Genomic DNA, 17902 nt, shown 5'->3' on the forward strand with positions numbered 1-17902 from the left:
AGTATCCCTCCTTCATAATTTTTCAGTTAGTTCTTCCCACTTGCATTCAATTGGATAATGATCCGACAATGTTGATACATCTTGGTGATGAATTATTTTAGCAACAGGATTTCTTTGCTGCAAAATAGGGTTTACTAATATGTAGTCAATTCTTACATAGGAAGGGTCTTTCAATTCCCCTTTGATTTTTGTTGGCATTGAATAATCCAGTTTTTCGGACATATTAACATCAAGCAAACCAGCATCCAACAAAATTTGCATGGGTCGAAAATTAATTGCTCCATTACGTATATGCTGTCGATTTTGAAACTTACTGGCACTAATTTTTTCGATATCATAATAAGCTTTATCGAATGGAGATAATGTATTCAAATCTCCCATGACAACTAAAGGTTCCTTTATAGTTTCGATGTATGTAGCTAAACTCTCAGCTTCAAGTTCTCTGAATTTAGATTCAAAAGGTGTCAAGTGTGTAATGATAAAGTTTATATCCTTTATTTTCACATGTAGCATCCCATGATGAAAAGGAGGCTTTTCAATGGCGGATATTTTACTGATGGGAAATTTCGCCGCTATTCCAATTAAAAAGCGGCTTGAATCCATTTCAAATAAGTAAGTATATTTAAAGCCAACCTTTTCCATTTCCACTTGAAACTCTTCAGCAGTCCAATCATTTAATTCATTGAAGCCCGCAACATCGTAATCCCCATTTTTTAAAAAATTGCTTAATCTTGAATAGCCTTCCTTTTCTCTACAACCATCCAGTACATTATATTGTACAATTTTCATCACGAATCATCTCCTGAGAAATCAAAATGAATATCCACTACCAATTTATTAACCTTTCACTGAGCCTAATGTTGCACCTTTTAATATCCACTTTTGAAAGAAAATAAAAACGGCTAGGCTAGGAATCATTGCGATAATGATTCCGGCAAATAAGGTTACCCAATCTGCGGAGTATTCCATCAGTTTATTTGCCTGATACATTTGTACACCAATCGTATATTTATCCGGGTCACTTAAATAGATAAATGGTGAAAGGAAAGCATTATAGAAATCGATAAATTTAAAGATGGCAACTGTTACAATTCCTGGTGTGGATAATGGGATAATGATTCTCCAAAATACCTGCCAATGGGATGCACCATCAAGAAATGCACTTTCCTCCACTTCTTTAGGGATAGATTTCATAAATCCACCAAGAATCATTAAGTAAAACACCGTTTCCCCAAGACTGGATAACAAAACTAATCCGGATAAACTATTGGTTAATCCGAGATCTCTCATGACTACATACTGTGGAACGAGCGCATTAATTCCCGGAAGAAACAGCGACATCATAATAAGACCCCAAATCAGCTGTCTTCCCTTAAATTCAATCCGTGTCAAAGCGTACGCATTCAATGTGGTGAAAAACAGCCCTAAGATCATACTTCCGCCAACATAATAAAGTGTATTGAGAAGTGCTTTACCAAAATTGTATTCCTTCCAGGCCTTTATATAATTTCCAAATTGCAACTTTTCCGGCAAGGCCCAAATATTTGCAAAAAATTCCGGGTTCGTTTTGAGAGATTCAAACAATACCCACCCAAGCGGGAAAATAATTGTAAGCCCCCATAAATAAAGGATTCCCCGGAAGATAATGTCCTTGAAGTTCCTTTTTTCTTTCAACTAAATCAACTCCCGCTTAATAGTCAATTCCGCGTTTTTTCATGTATCTGTCCATGATTGCTTTTGCTGTAATCAGGATTACAAAAAGGAGCATGCCAATCGCCGATGCATAACCATAGCTATGTGTACCTTCACCAAATGCGAGGTTAAACATATATAAGCCAATAACATCTGTAGCGCCAGCCGGACCACCATTAGTTAAAATCAGCATCATATCAAAACCTTTGATTGTAAATAAAGTCAGAAATAGCAGACTGACTCGGACAATCGGCATAATTGTTGGAAGGGTAATTTTAAATAATAATGTCCAATCACTGGCACCATCCATGATTGCTGCTTCATAAAAGGATTTCGGTATTGCATCCATCGCATTGACAAAAATGATTACATATAAACCTACACTGCCCCAAATCCAGGCTGGGACTACTGCCCATAAAGCAGTTCTTTCGTCTCCAAGCCAGTAAAAGTTTCCAGCATCAATTCCAATAAATGCAAGAACTTCATTCAAAAGCCCATAGTTTCCGTCATAAATAAATTGCCAAAGTATAGCAATAACAACGGTTGAGAGTATGTTAGGAAAAAAGAACAGCAATTTCAGAAATTTACTCTCGAAGTAATTTTTATAAGACAATAAATAAGCGAGAACTAAGGAAATAATAACAACGGACGCTGGAACAATAATGAATAAAAACAAATTATGGGATAATGCACGCCAGACAAACTGATCCTGAAACATCGCAATGAAGTTTTGAAAGCCTATAAATACAGGTTCTGTCATTCCATCCCAATTCAACAATGAATAGTAAACCGATAAGATATTCGGATACAAGGTAAATAGCAAATACCCTCCAAATGGTGGGGCAATTGCAAGAAGTAAAAATATATTTCGTTGTACATTTGATTTTTCCAAGGAAAATCTTTTCTCAGGTCTTTTCACCTTTTTGGTACTTGTATAAACAGCCAAAAATACCGTCTCCTTTCAAGGTAAAAGGATTAGGGAGGAGAAGCCCCTCCCACGTTGGTCACTAAATTTCCTTTTACTTCTTCTGCCTATTGGGCACTTATCGCTTCCTGTATAAGTGTCTCTATTTCCTCAAGTAATGGTATTGGATCTTCTTTACCAAGGAAGATATTACTGATTGACTCATCCCGCAATTTAAATGCCTGATCGTAGGAAGGATGTGAAATAGCAATAGCCCTGTACGCCTTTACTAATTGAACATTGTTTTCATCAATATAGCTGAGTACCGATTTAGATGAGCTTTGCAATTTATCATATCTTTTTGAATCATCAATAAAGTCATTTCGTACAGGCATTGCACCACCATCTTCCGCAGCAGCCAGTTGAACATCAAGTGTCAGCATCCAAAGAATAAACTCTTTTGCCCAGTCCTTATTTAAATCAGGCTTTGCCGCCCAAATATAATGTCCATTTGTCGTACTTTGGCGAACCCAGTTTTTCTGATCTGGTGAATCTACAAATGGAACCGACATATAGCCCCATTCAAAATCTTCCGGTGCAGCATTTTTCATTTCATTTTCAACATGACTTCCTGTTGATACCATTGCTACATCACCTTGAAGCACTTGCATTTGTGATTGTGTATGACTAAGTGCTGGCAGCCCTTTATGAAAGTAGCCCTTTTTTCCAAGTTCATAAATTCTCTCCCAGCGCTCAACAGTTGCTGGATTTGTGAATATTTCACCTTCGAAGTTTTGGTAATTTTCGATATGCTCGTCTGCATTTCCCTTTATGTCTGCAATTTCAAATGATTCAACATCCCCAAACGCCCAGTCATGATAGGATGGATACATTCCCGGGAAAGTGATTGGAGTGATACCATCAGATTTAATTTGTTCAAGCAATGCAGTAAATTTATCCCATGTCTGTGGATTTTGATTCCATCCGTATTCTTCAAATAAATTTTTATTAAAGAATAATCCACCAACACTAGCTGATGTTGGAACCTGATAAGAAACTCCATCAATACGGTCCACAGATTCATAAATTCCATTCATCATCATATCTTTTACAATTGCATCTGTATCCGGAAGTTTTTGTTCCCATAATTCATCCAAAGGTTCCAGTTTTCCTGCTTGTGCTAATGATACAATTCCTCCGGATGGATCACGATTGAAGAGATCAAACATTTCTTCATCATCACCGGCAGAAATCCGTGTTGAAAGAATTTGTGAAATATCCGGTGATGCTAGCATTTCAATGGTTACATTCGGATGTTTTTCCTCAAATGTTTCAATTGCATATTCTACCCAGGCACTGCCAAGTCCACCTTCGAAAAAACCATATTTCAGTGTTACCTTCTGATCTTTCGGAAGTCCGTTTTCATATACTTCTCCACCTGTTTCTGCACTAGCTTCCTCACTTGACTCATTGCTTGAAGTATCATCACCTTCATCTCCGCCGCCCATACCTGGTATACTACATCCAACCAAAAGACCTACAAGAATCACAAATAAGAAAAAGATCAACATGGATTTTTTAATCATCAAATTTTCCCCCATTCATTTTGTAATTAATCAAATTGATTTATCAAAGTAATAGTATCATCCGAATGTTAAGTAATAATGAAATTAGTGTATCATTTTTGTAAAATAAAGAAGGTTCAAAATTAATGTTGGACTGCTAATACATAGGAACAATTACCCCCAACATACTAGCAGCCACTATCAAACCAGCAATCTATTCTGGACAAGGTTTTGTTTTGCCTTACCTTAATACTGGACGATTCTCTGATCCATCCCAAACCCATATGGTTTCAAAATTCCAACCTAATGTTTGTTCATATAAATCTCTAGTTTCGATTTCTTCTAGACTCACACCTAATCCCTTTTCATTTGAAGGGGATTCTGTGGAAACTGCTTCGACATCGACAACCATTTCAGCGAATGCCAAGTTATTTTCCAGTGTGGCCGAATCTCCACTTAATACTTTTCCAACAATTCGATTGGCATTGCTTGGCGTCATTACGGATGGATTTAAGGCAACCGTATTTCTAATCACCGCTCCAGTATAGGCATATGATGTAATCCCACCTGCATTACTGTTTTCGGCAACTACTGCTCCTTCAGCATAAGAATCTTCAGTTATACTTCCTGGATTCGTTATTCCAACTAAACCACCTGCCTGATTACTATTAGCTGTTACATCAGCCTTGGAATAACTGTTGCGGACAACGCCATCTGATGTTCCTATAAGTCCACCAACTGTATTGTCACCGGCAATACTTCCTGAAGTATTGCTTTGTTCAACTGTCCCACTATTAAGATTGACCAATATTCCTGTTTGTGGTGCACCATGTAACTCATTGACATTTGCATTTTCCATGGCGATATTTTTAATGGTTCCACCGATGATATGGAATAGCCCTCCGGAATTTGATGTGAAATTGGAGATCGTCTTGCCATTTCCATCAAATATTCCCATAAATGGTTGATTAGAAGCTATTGGCTTCACTTGAAGTCCAGCAAGATCAAGATCATTTTCCAAACGATAATTTTCATTTGGAAAACTGCTGATTACTTGCAGATCCTCCACAGTTTTAATCATATAGTAGCCATTTTCATCCTGCTCTAATGACGGTGCCCCTCCCTCATCGTTTTCTATTGCTTCTCGAGTCGAAATTAATACAGGCCTTTTTACGGTTTCATCCCAAGCCCAAACATTTTCAAAATCCCAGCCTAGGTCCTCTTCAAATACTGCTTGCGCTTTTAATACTTCAGGATTCTGACCTAGGCCTTTTTCATTTGATGAGCTAGCTTCTGTGACCCCTTCCCTGCTGACAATCATATTTCGATTTGCAATATTATTTATTAGAGTAGCCTCATGCCCAGCACGTACTCTGGCCACAATTCGATTGGCAGCAGATATTGTGTTAACTACAGGGTTTAGTGCTGCATTATTTTGAATGACTGTATCATTGTAAGCATAGCCACTTAACCCACCTGAATTACTAAGACCGGAAGAGACGGAACCTACGGCGTAATTGTTTTCCGTCGTACTGCCACTGTTTGTTATACCGATCAGGCCACCAGACTGTCTGGCTATTGCCATAACATCTGCTGTGGAATAACTGTTTTTAACTGTTCCATTGGAATAACCGACTAATCCGCCAACTGTAGAATTACCCGCAATCTCACCAGTTGAATAGGAGTTTTCAATCATCCCATTGTTCGTATCTGCCAGGATTCCAACATTATTTTTCTTCGCTGAAATTTCTGCATCTACCATAGCCATATTTTTTAACGTTCCTTCATTTACGGTAATCAAACCACCACTGTTTGATTGATAATTTAAAATCCTTTTCCCATTTCCATCCAAAACTCCTGAAAATACTTCAATTGGTTTTGGAGCAGATATCTCTGTAAAATCAAGATCCGCTGCTAGAATATAGTTTTCTGCGGGATATTTATTCATTTCCTGCAGATCCTCAATCTTTTCAATCATATAAAAACCATTTGCATCTTTTTCTAGTGCTGGTTCTTCGCCGGGTTCACCTGGTTGATCTGGATCCTCTACTAATCCATTCATTTGTAGTACAGGTCTGTTATTTTCTTCATCCCACTCCCAAATTGTTTGAAAGTCCCAATCTAATCCGTCACGGTAGGTTCCAATACTTTCAATTTCCGCCTGTGTTTTACCTAAGCCTTTTTCATTCGATGGAGACTCTTTCGTAATTCCCTCAACTTCTACAACCATATCTTCAAAAGCATAGTTATTTTCCAATATAGCTGTATCTCCGCTCAAAACCCTTGCTACTACTCGGTTAGCACTAATAGGAGCTTTAACAGATGGATTTAGAGCAATATTATTTTTAACAACTGTTTCATTATAGGCATATCCAGTAATTCCACCCGCATTACTGTGATTGGCAGTAACATTCCCAGTTGCAAAGCTGTTTTCTGTCAAACTGCCAGAATTGGTGATTCCAATTAGCCCTCCAGCCTGTTTTTCCGTTGCAGTTACATCCGTATTGGAAAAACTATTTCGAACAATAGCGTTTGAATAGCCAATCAATCCGCCGACCGTGTTTTCACCGGTTACTGTACCAGTCGAATAACTGCTTCCAACGGTTCCACTGTTAACATTAACCAGAACTCCAGTCTGTGGTGCACCAGTTTCTCCGGTAACATCCACATTGACCATTGCAGTATTAATAATCGTTCCGGCATTGAGATGGAATAGTGCCCCATAATTTGATGTAAAGTTTTTCAGTTTCTTGCCATTTCCATCAAACACACCCATAAACGGTATATCAGCTACTAATTGTTTAACTGGTTGATTTTCGAAATCCAAATCATTTTGCAAGATGAAATTCTCGTTCGGGAATCTGCTGATCTCCTGTAAATCTGCAATGGTTTGAATCATATAGGATCCATTTTCATCTTGTTCAAGTGACGGGGTTCCACCACCACTATTTTCCGTATCTTCCCTGTTAGCCATTAATACTGGCCTTTGGGCAACCTCATCCCATGTCCAAACATTTTCAAAATCCCAGCCAAGCCTTTCTTCATATGTGCCCTGTTCTTTTAATTGTTCTTGACTCTTACTTTCACCTTTTTCATTATTTGGATCTGCTTCAGTTCTTCCTTCTTTGCTGACCATCATCTCTTCATTCGCAATGTTATTAACTAATGTCGCCTGTTCACCTGCAAGCATTCTTGCCACAATCCGGTTGGCTGCAGAAGTAGTAATTACAGATGGGTTTAATGCTGCACTGTTTTGAATAACTGTATTGTTGTAGCTATAGCCGCTTATCCCACCCGAGTTACTTAAGCCTGACGTAACTGAACCTGTCGCATAGACATTTTCCGTCAAACTTCCTCTGTTTGTTATTCCAATCAGTCCCCCGGATTGTTTTGAAGTTGCTTTGACATTGGCAGTGGAATAACTGTTTCGAACGGACCCATCAGAATAACCCACCAGTCCCCCGACATTGGATGTCCCGGTGATATTACCTGTCGTGTAGGAATTTTCAATTATTCCATTGTTTACATCGGCTAAGATTCCTGCATCACTTCTGCCGGCATTGATATTGGCATCTAATATTGCTACATTTTTAATGGTTCCATTATTGATTCCAAATAAACCAGCGCCACCAACCTCGGATGTTATCTCAATCCCTGTAATGTAATGGCCATTACCGTCAAACACACCGGTAAACGGTATTTCAGGGGAGCCAATTGCTTTTAAAATATCCTGATTTCCAACGATATCTGCAGTTAACTGATAATGTTTGTCTGGATAATACTGGATTTTACCAAAATCACCGAGACTATCAATCTGATATGGATTTTCTGCAGTACCTTCACCATCCATCGCTTCCCTGACAATCGTTTCAGGGAAAACCTCATTTTTATCTGTCAGGTTATCCCAAACAAATAATTTTACTGTATTTTGATCATCAAAAACTAATGGTTCATCATATTCTATTACCTGTTCTCTGCCAAGATGCTCTAATTCTACTTCTTTAACCTGGGAATCTATTAGCTCTGTACCTGTTTCATCATAAACTGCCCCCATGACAGCGACTTGATCAATTGAATTTTCATAGTTTAAAATACCTATCCCTTTAAAAGCACCATCTTCTACATCAATGCTTGTTAATTCAATATATCTTTCAGGAGGGGTTAGTGTAAATTCATCAATAAGATTCCCTTCTTTGTTATATGTCTTCCATGTTAACGAATCATTATCTGCTTCAAGGATCGCACCTGTTTGAACATTTTCATCATAGACGACATGGTCCCAATCATAGATTTCATTATCATAGAATTTTGGACCAGAAGAACCCATCGTAATGAAAGTTGTTCCCAGTTTCATTGCTTCTTCACTGTTGTTCATTTCCCCATCGCGAATGGTTGTCCGTTTGTATACGTGGTCATGTCCACCAATGTATAAACTGACTCCCAATTGCTGCATTTTCTTCGTAACTCGTGCACGATCTGCACTCATCCCAGGATCGTCACTATGTGAACCACCATAATAAGGGAAGTGTCCCATAACAACCTTCCATTTTTTATCGGTTGCACGCATGTCTTCCTCCAGCCAGTCAAGCTGTTCTTCATTAAGGTCCAGCGAGTTCAGTACAGCAATGTGCACATTCCCGTAATCAAAGGAGTAATTACCTTCCTTCTCTGTCCCTCCACCATTTTCCGGCAGGTTGAAGAAATTTCTGAATGAGCTTGCATCAGAATCTTGGATTAATTCATGGTTTCCAATCATATTTGCTGATAATAATCCTAAATCCTTGTAGATGTAATTAAATACGTCATTCCATACTTCCGTACTGCCAGCAGCATCAACAATATCGCCAACCTGAACCATTAATTCACCATCAGGTTTCTTCTGTTGTAAAACATCCAGCATATTTGTAAATAATTCGTAGCTTTCCTTATCACGATCTGGAACCTGAAGATCACCCATCAAATAAATTGTAGTGTCATCTGTAGCCGGAGCTGTATCAAAAGTATATGTTTCACCCCACGGCCCATTTTTTTTGAGTCCATACCTGTATTGATAGGTTGTCCCTAGTTCCAGTCCAGTTAAATCTGCCTCATGGGAAGCCAGAATCCGATAATTACTCGAATCAATATCTTCACCATATGCTGACTCAAAATAAGAAACCTTTGTCTTCACAACTTCTGCTTTTTTCCACTTATCTTCATTGGCTTTCTTGTATTGCACAAAGGCTTTATCAAGCGCTTTATCCGTTACAAGTGTAATGCCGACCTCATCTTCTCTTTCACCAACATTAACTACTGGTAAAAATTCATTTAAAACTTTTTCCGCAACCAGTTTATTATCTTTTACTTCAATCGGGATTAACTCAACCCGGGAATTCCCCGCTGAATCGGTAGCATAGTACCTGACAAAATACTCACCATATTCCTCTATGGTAAAACGGTTATCTGTTACCTCAACCAACCCTTTGGAATCAAATACATCAATCGTTACAGCAGGTGTTTCTCCACTGTCATCAGTCACTTTTGCTTGAGGGATTTTAACAGTTTCACCTAACTTAACTTTTTTTGGTAATTTAGGCTTTTTATTAATTTCAATTTCCGGGGCAAAATCTGTTCCCTTCGTTACATCACCAACCCAGATTGGTGCACCAATAATTTCATCGCCATCTGTTTGAAAAACCCTTACAAAGAAGTAATCCCCATCTGTACCGGAAATCGTTTCATTCAATTCAAATTCATTACTGTTAATATCCGTATATTCTTCAACGATTTCTCCATTATTTGTATGAATAGTCACATGGTCGATCAGATCCTCTGTATCCGGATCATTCAAGGTAATATTAATGTCTAATTTCTCTGTTTTTCCTGGAAGAATCGAACCTAGAATCTCACCATTAGCTGAATAGGCAAATTCAAAATTCTCATCAAAGGTTGCATAGGTACGACGATTTTTCATAGCATCATAGATGTTTTTTCTATTTAACTTTTTTGTCCATAAACCCGTAAGTGCTGTACTGCTCGTTGCCCATGTTGCACTATGTTCGTCACCGCCATAGGTTGGGGACAGATGCCATCCCTGATCCAATGCTTCGATATACTTGTCAAAATAACTAGAAGCCTTGTACTCAAATAATGTGATATTGTCATCAATGTCTCCATTAAAATGACTAAATCCAAAGAAATCCCCTTTGCTGCCTGCTGGGTGGTTAAACTGAACAATTGCATCAGGGTCCTCAGCTACGCGACCATAAAATGTAGGAAGGTCATATTTTAAATCTCCCATGCCAAATTGTCCCGTAGCGCCTTTTCCATATGTCCTTGGAAACCATTCCGTATTGAATAAATTCACATGACCCGCATTGTCATACCATGTTACCTCTGTACCTGGAACGGTCACAAATTCCTTACTATTGTATTCATCATGCTGTTCACGGACAATCTTATATTCATCGGAATAGGAATCCTGATACTTTTTCAAAAAACCATTACCAGAACTTATATCATAAGTTACGTCATGTTCAGTTGTCCCGAAAAAATCAAGATCAGTATTTTCCTGAACATGATCAAAAGCATCACTGGGCATTAAAACCCCATCACTAATCGATGTATGGGCGTGAAGTTCTCCTGTATACAACTTCATCTTTAAGTATTCTGCCCGATTATCATCCGTTATTTTTCTTTCCCCAGCTCCAAGATTTCCATTTTGTGCAAATGCCTGGGCTGGGATAATCTGTACAAAAAAAGCAATAATACACAGTAAACTTACAAACTTGTAAACTCTTTTTCTACTTTTGCTTTTCATTTTAAACTCCTTTCTAATCGGTTTCTTTTAAATCTGATCAGTGGTTAAAAAAATCCCTCCAATCCCTAGTTTATTTAATCAATTTGATTTAATAAATTAATCCTATCATAAGAATATTAAGTAATTATTAATTTATTGTTTACTTTCAGTTAATTCACTGTACACCTCCACTACCTTTTTTTAGCATTTGTGTAAGCGTTAACAAAATTATATATTCATGTTGTGATCTTGTATATAGTACGAATTATCTAAATTATTTTATAATATCAGCTAATTATATTGTCTTTTGTGTCTTTCAGCTTATCAAGCCAAGGCAGTGTCAGCCTAAATGCTCTAATCTCATCCATTGTTGGCTTGAGTTGCTTAATAACCGTTTGGAAATTCCGCTTTGCATAGAAGGATGCAGGTAACTCAACAGCATGCGTAATATATTTCATCCTTCGAATATGAAATGAGTTTGAAACGAGGAGACATGTTTTGAAGTCATATTGCATGAAAATTCTTTTGCAATTTTGGATATTAAAAACCGTGTTTCTTGATTCAGCTTCTAATAAAATTTTTTCTTCTGGAATTCCCTGTTCCAGTAAGTAGCTGCACATAATTTCAGCTTCTGTTTTTGAAGAGGCTACTGCTCCTCCAGATAGGATAATAGCTTTGTAATGATATTTTTCAACGAGTTCTATTGCGGTATCCAGCCTTTCTTTTAAAAGCGGATGGATTAGGTCATCATTACATTTATAACCAAGAATAATTAATGCATCTGCATCCTTCCTTTTCAATGGGAATGAGTGCATCCAAATAAAATAAACAGCAGGAAGCACTAAAATTGCTCCAATCAATCCATATAAGAAAATATCCAAGTGTCATGTTCCTTTCCCTCTTAATTGGATAGTCCCTTCCCAATACTTACTAGGGACGTATCCATTTTCAAATTAGATCATTTCTCCATTTATTAATCAACTTGATTCTTGATTACATATGCTTCGATGGCCTTAGCAACCCCTTCATTCTGATTTGTATCTGTTATAACATCTGCCGCTTCTTTTATAGCATCTACAGCATTGCCCATTGCCACACCTAAACCCGCTGTCCGTAACAATGGCAGGTCATTCAAACTATCCCCAATTGCTACTACTTCTCCCATATCAATTTCCAATTCCTTGCAAACTTCCCGGATACCAGTCTCCTTTGTTACACCCTTTAGCGAAATTTCCATATTAATCGGTGCAGCCTGAGTGACCTCCAATGTTCTCCAACTTTCAATTGTCTTCCACATTTCTTTTAAAGTAGTTGGGTTTTCACAACGGATACCAAATTTCATCCAGTTCTGTGCAAACATTTCATCTGTCCATTCCTCACGGTGAACCAAGTTCTCCGCACTATAGCCCCAGAACCATGTATTTGTATCTATGGCTAATTGATGTAATTTCTTTATATCTTCTTTACGGATAAAGTTTCGTTTCAGTAACTTTCCAGGCCCCTTCCAGATTTCTCCACCATTCACAAAAACCATAGGACCATTTAATCCCAGCTCTTTCCAAAAAGCGTTTGCCGTCTGTATGCCTCTGCCTGTTGCAAAGACTACATAAACACCTGATTCTATTGCTTTATAAATTGTTTCTTTTGTATTCAAGGTGATCTTCTTATCGTCAGTAAGCAGTGTTCCATCAAGGTCGAGTGCTAATAACTTATATTTTTTTTCCATATTGTCCTCCCTATTTTAATGAAAGAATTTCCAATGGTACATCGAAGTATTTTTTTATCACAAGTTTTCCAGCAAGAATAGATTCATCAAGTGGTTTATTTATATGATGCAATTTTATATTTCTGCACGATTCGGGCACATTGGTATGTACAATTTCTTCTAGTTGAGGTACTACAATATCACCTAATAATTCAATGACTTTCCCCGTTAAAAGAATCTCATCCGGATTCATAAATGTAACAACATTACCTAACGCTACCCCAATAGCATTCGTTATTGTCTCCAAGAGCTTTGTTTCTTCCTCCCCTCCCTCCCTTACCCTTGATGTGAATTCTTCAAGTGTGACTTCTATATTTTTTATTAAGCCACTATTTGAGGCTAAAGTTGTTAAACAGCCCATAGCACCACAATGGCATTTGTATGCTTCAGATCCCGAAAATGCCTTAATATGTCCAAATTCCCCAGCAACATGTGAAGACCCCACATACAGCTGTTTATTATTAATAATTGAACCACCAATTCCGTGGTCAAATTTTAATACCAGATTATTTTCAGAGTTCATTAAACTCCCTTTCTGATTTTCTATAATAGCTAAAAGATTTACATCATTTTCAATGTAGATAGGGAAGTCAAACGTTTCTTTCAGCTTTTCCACAAGTGGGAAGTCCTTCCAGGCTAATCCGGGTGAGTTCATCACAATTCCCTGTTTTGAATCAACTAGTCCTTGAATACTTACACCGATACCTTTGAGTTCACTCTTCTTCGGGATGCTTTTCAGGATTTTATTAACTGCATTCTGGATACAGGCCAATGTTTCTTCTCCTTCTTTAAATACATCCACTTCATATTTAGATCTATTAATTACGTTACCTGAAAAGTCAATCAATTTGGCTGAAACATATTTGACTGCAACTTCAACACCTACAGCAAACATTTTGCCGGAATTAATCACCAATGGAACTGGTCTTCTTCCTCTGGATCCTGCTGTTGACTTTCTTTCCATCACAAGGTCATCTTCCATTAAACGATTGACAATATTGGTGACAGTTTGCTGTGTAAGAAATGTTCTTTCTGCCAGCTCAACTCGCGAAATTGGGCTTTCGTTGTAAATTAAATTAAGTATTTTTTGCTGATTAATGAATTTCAGTCCCTGCTGGCTCGATACCTTTTGCATGTGTTTACCACCTTTTAAGTATATGCGCTTACATTTTACTATATAATCAAATCGATTGATTTAAATATATAGTATATTTTTAAGTTTTTCAACTATTTACAGTTACTTTTCGAAAAATTATGAAACAACACCAAAATTTTTTTCAAAAAAAAGAGACATTTCTGCCTCTTTTTTAAACAAACTAAGCCCACCACATATCCACAGGCTTCTCTCTAATCAAAACATCCTTCAAATTCTTAACAGCTGCACTAAACCCTTCATCCACCGACATCAACGGATCCTCATGCTCAATACTCACAACATAATCATAGCCATATGTTCTGAGTGCACTAATAATATTGGACCACTCCTGTGAGCTGTGACCATATCCAACCGAACGGAATGTCCAGGCACGCGTTTGTACTTCACCATATGGCTGCATGTCTGTCAATCCGTACATATTGACGTTATCCTGATCAATGTACGTATCCTTCGCATGGAAATGATGAATCGCATTTTCTTTTCCAAGGATTTTTATTGCTGCAACTGGATCAATTCCCTGCCACCAGAGATGGCTCGGATCCAGGTTCGCTCCCACCGCGTCATTTGTAGCATCTCTTAATTTAAGCATGGTATATGGAGTGTGTACAAGGAACCCAGCATGCAGTTCCAGACCGATTTTCACACCATGATCTTTGGCAAACTGACCCTGCTCCTTCCAATATGGAATCAGCTTCTTCTCCCATTGCCATTCCAAAATATCGGAATAGGCTGTTGGCCATGGTGTAACCGGCCAGTTTGGATATTTCGAATCCTCATTGGATCCCGGTGTTCCAGAAAATGTATTTACAACCGGAACATCCATCATTTCTGCCAATCTGACTGTTTTTACAAAAATTTCATGAGAATCATCCGCATGTTTTTTGTTTGGTGATACTGGGTTGTCATGGCAGCTGAATGCACTGATGGTCAACCCACGGGAATGAATTTTATCAAGATATTCTTTTCGATTTTCTTCACTTTCCAGTAATTCGTCTACATTACAGTGTGCGTTTCCCGGATTTCCACCTGTTCCTATTTCTACTGCATCAAGCCCGGCATTTTTCACATGATCAAGCATTACTTCAAACGGTTTATCCTGAAATAATACTGCGAATACTCCTAGTTTCATCTATATCAACTCCTATAATATTTAAGATTCCATCAGGCAATTTAACTACTTTTAGAGTTCCTCTAATGGCTTTGCATTCCCATATTTTGATATCGGGGTCTCCTCGGGCGCTGCCCATTTCACACCATTTTTTATAACCCTTTGCACTTCCTCATTATGGTAGGTAGGATATGTTTCATGGCCTGGTCGGAAATAGAAAACCTTCCCTTTCCCACGTTTAAATGTAGCACCACTGCGAAATACTTCCCCGCCCTTAAACCAACTGATGAATATCAGCTCATCAGGTACCGGTATATCAAAGTGTTCACCATACATTTCTTCTTCCTGAAGTTCAATATATTCACCAATGCCTTTTGTAATAGGGTGGCTAGGATCAACAACCCAGAGACGCTCTTTTTCAGCAGCTTCACGCCATTTCAAATCACATGTTGTACCCATAAGCTGTTTAAATATTTTGGAAAAATGAGCGGAGTGTAAGACAATAAGTCCCATCCCGTCGAGTACACGTGCTTTCACCTTTTCTACTATTTCATCTGCAACTTCTTCGTGTGCCTTGTGTCCCCACCAGATAAGCACATCTGTTTCTTTTAAAACCTCATCAGTCAAACCATGTTCAGGCTCATCAAGTGTTGCTGTCTGAATGTCAAAGCTATCTTCCTCATTTAAAAATTCTTTAATCTTGCTATGGATTCCATTCGGATAGATGTCTTTAACATCTGGATTTTCCAACTCGTGCCGAAATTCATTCCAAACGGTTATTTTCATCTGAATGCTCCTTGCTGTGTCAATTTATTCATCTAACCTTCTATCCCGTGATCTCCTTCGTTTCTATCCTTCGACCCTCATCATTCGACAATCTTGCTGCTTCATTGATCAATGTTAAATGAATAACATCTTCTTTTGTAATTACAGATTTAGAATCTGAATTTATAGCGGCAGCCCATTGCTCTATCGGTTTAGGAACGACGGGTAACTTTTCTTCTAAATTTACCCATTGATCATCATTTACGTGGATACTTTTCAGACTTACTTCACCATCTTTTATTAATAGCGTTCCTTCTGTCCCAAACATTTCCAATTGAAATGGACTTCCATGTGACAGGAACCCAGTTTCGATAATACCGAGTGCACCAGAATTATATTCGACAATGACTGCTGCACTATCATCCACATCTTTACTGGTTTGCGGCTGAAGACGTGCATATACTGCATGTGCTGGTCCTGCTAAGCGATTAGTCAGGTAAATTGGATGTGCTCCAAGATCTATTAATGAGCCGCCACCAGTTTTAGCTTTATCATAGAACCTGGCAGGAAGCCAACCATGTTCAGCTCCTTCAGCTGCCACACCGCCATTATGTGCTAGACGGCAGCGAACCATTGTTAACTTTCCAAGCCACCCCTTGCTTAAGCATTGATCTGCATATAAATAATCACTTTCTGTCAGCCTTGGCAATGAGACCATTAATTTAACTCCTTGTTCTTCAACAACTGCAAGAATCTCTTCACAATCTTTAACGGTAAATGCCAGTACTTTTTCTGTAAAAATATGTTTCTTATGATTTGCTGCAGCAATAATAATCTCTTTATGTCTGTTTGTTGGTGCTGTAACAATGACAGCATCGATATCCGAATTAGACAGGACAGCTTCCAAGTCCTTTTCAAACGGAACTCCAAGTTCATCTGCCCATGCTAAACCGCGTTCTGTGTCTTCATCCCACATCTGGGTAATATTAAGCTGCTCATTTTCCTTAGCTTCTCTAGCATAATCATCCGCATGTACGTGCCATCTACTTAATAAAGCGACATTAATCATCGTCTCACCCTTTCTATTAATCAAAATATACTGCTTTTCCTGTTTTTGCAGATTCATAGATTGCATCTAAAATTTGGGTTACAACAAGCGCCTCTCTTGGTTTTACTGTCGGCTCTGTATCATTCAGAATGCTTTCGATCCATAAACGAGCTTCAAGATCTGAGTCGCTTTCTTCCTTTCCATCATAAAAAGCAACACCGCCAGCCCCCAGTTCCACATTCGTTGTATACAGCTTCCCAAAATTTTCACCGTTTATCCGCAACCCATCCTTCATGTCAGCTCCGCCCTCTGTACCACTTAGCGAACATTTTGCTTCATCTACATCCAGTGAATTTAATGCCCAGCTGGACTCAAGTGTAATGGTTGCTCCATTTTCCATCGTAATAAATCCAAATGCAGAATCCTCAACAGTAAACTTTTCCGGATCCCATGGTCCCCACGCATTTGCTGCATCTTTCTTTTTACCAAGCTTATGATACGTTGATCCCAATACAACTTTTGGCTTGTAGTTGTCCATCATCCATAAAGTTAAATCAAGTGCATGTGTTCCAATATCGATTAATGGCCCACCACCTTGTTTTTCTTCATCCAAAAATACTCCCCATGTTGGAACAGCACGTCTGCGAATCGCATGTGCTTTGGCAAAATACACCTCACCTAAGTCACCTCGTTCACACACATTATGTAAATATTGGCTGTCCTGTCTAAAGCGATTATTATAACCAATCGTCAATTTTTTACCTGTACGTTCTGCAGCATCTACCATTAACTTTGCTTCTTCAGAAGTTTTCGCCATCGGTTTTTCACACATTACATGCTTTCCAGCTTCCATCGCAGCGATTGAAATCTCTGCATGTGACACATTTGGTGTACAAACATGTACAACATCAATTGCAGTATCTTTTAATAGTTGTTTATAGTCTTCATAAACTACTGCCCCCGCCGTACCATATGCTTCTGCAGCCGCCTGTGCCTTCTCTAAATCAATGTCACAAAACGCTACAAGCTCAACCTGTTCTATCTTTTTTAGACTTGGAAAATGCTTTCCGTTCGCAATTCCCCCACATCCAATAATTGCAACTTTTAATTTTTTAGCCATG

The 17902-nt window shown here is 38.3% G+C and carries 12 protein-coding genes; all 12 read right to left on the minus strand.

Annotated features, from left to right (window positions below):
- Positions 1-12: 12 nt before the first annotated feature.
- The 12 genes from CIL05_RS00785 to CIL05_RS00840 all read right to left on the minus strand — a co-directional run bounded on the left by CIL05_RS00785 (position 13) and on the right by CIL05_RS00840 (position 17901).
- Positions 13-789, minus strand: coding sequence for an endonuclease/exonuclease/phosphatase family protein (locus tag CIL05_RS00785; RefSeq protein WP_095653597.1), 777 nt, complete (start codon positions 787-789; stop codon positions 13-15).
- Between the two features lie 48 nt (positions 790-837).
- Entirely contained in the window at positions 838-1674 is an 837-nt protein-coding gene (locus CIL05_RS00790; RefSeq protein WP_095653598.1) for a carbohydrate ABC transporter permease, read from the minus strand.
- A gap of 16 nt (positions 1675-1690) precedes the next feature.
- Positions 1691-2638 (minus strand): carbohydrate ABC transporter permease, encoded by a 948-nt coding sequence (locus tag CIL05_RS00795; RefSeq protein ID WP_095653599.1) that lies wholly within the window; start codon positions 2636-2638, stop codon positions 1691-1693.
- Between the two features lie 86 nt (positions 2639-2724).
- Complete coding sequence (locus CIL05_RS00800) at positions 2725-4182, minus strand: ABC transporter substrate-binding protein (protein ID WP_240510070.1); 1458 nt, start codon at positions 4180-4182, stop codon at positions 2725-2727.
- A gap of 220 nt (positions 4183-4402) precedes the next feature.
- Positions 4403-10960 (minus strand): CehA/McbA family metallohydrolase, encoded by a 6558-nt coding sequence (locus CIL05_RS00805; RefSeq protein ID WP_095653600.1) that lies wholly within the window; start codon positions 10958-10960, stop codon positions 4403-4405.
- 266 nt (positions 10961-11226) lie between these two features.
- Entirely contained in the window at positions 11227-11820 is a 594-nt protein-coding gene (locus CIL05_RS00810; RefSeq protein WP_095653601.1) for a YdcF family protein, read from the minus strand.
- A gap of 92 nt (positions 11821-11912) precedes the next feature.
- Positions 11913-12665, minus strand: a complete 753-nt coding sequence (locus CIL05_RS00815; RefSeq protein ID WP_095653602.1) for a Cof-type HAD-IIB family hydrolase — start codon at positions 12663-12665, stop codon at positions 11913-11915.
- Between the two features lie 10 nt (positions 12666-12675).
- A complete protein-coding gene (locus CIL05_RS00820) occupies positions 12676-13839 on the minus strand; it encodes an ROK family transcriptional regulator (protein ID WP_095653603.1) in 1164 nt (387 codons plus the stop codon).
- Positions 13840-14020: 181 nt separating this feature from the next.
- Positions 14021-14989 (minus strand): sugar phosphate isomerase/epimerase family protein, encoded by a 969-nt coding sequence (locus CIL05_RS00825; RefSeq protein WP_095653604.1) that lies wholly within the window; start codon positions 14987-14989, stop codon positions 14021-14023.
- Positions 14990-15040: 51 nt separating this feature from the next.
- Positions 15041-15754, minus strand: a complete 714-nt coding sequence (locus CIL05_RS00830; protein WP_095653605.1) for a ThuA domain-containing protein — start codon at positions 15752-15754, stop codon at positions 15041-15043.
- Positions 15755-15794: 40 nt separating this feature from the next.
- Positions 15795-16826: a Gfo/Idh/MocA family protein gene (locus tag CIL05_RS00835; protein WP_338066910.1), complete on the minus strand. Its 1032-nt coding sequence runs from the start codon at positions 16824-16826 to the stop codon at positions 15795-15797.
- The gene (locus CIL05_RS00840; RefSeq protein ID WP_095653606.1) at positions 16819-17901 is read right to left on the minus strand and encodes a Gfo/Idh/MocA family protein; all 1083 of its coding nucleotides are present in this window, start codon (positions 17899-17901) and stop codon (positions 16819-16821) included. Before CIL05_RS00840 ends, CIL05_RS00835 begins: the two co-directional genes overlap by 8 nt.
- Position 17902 lies beyond the last annotated feature (1 nt).

Source organism: Virgibacillus profundi (assembly GCF_002287375.1).
Taxonomy (GTDB): domain Bacteria; phylum Bacillota; class Bacilli; order Bacillales; family Amphibacillaceae; genus Virgibacillus_K; species Virgibacillus_K profundi.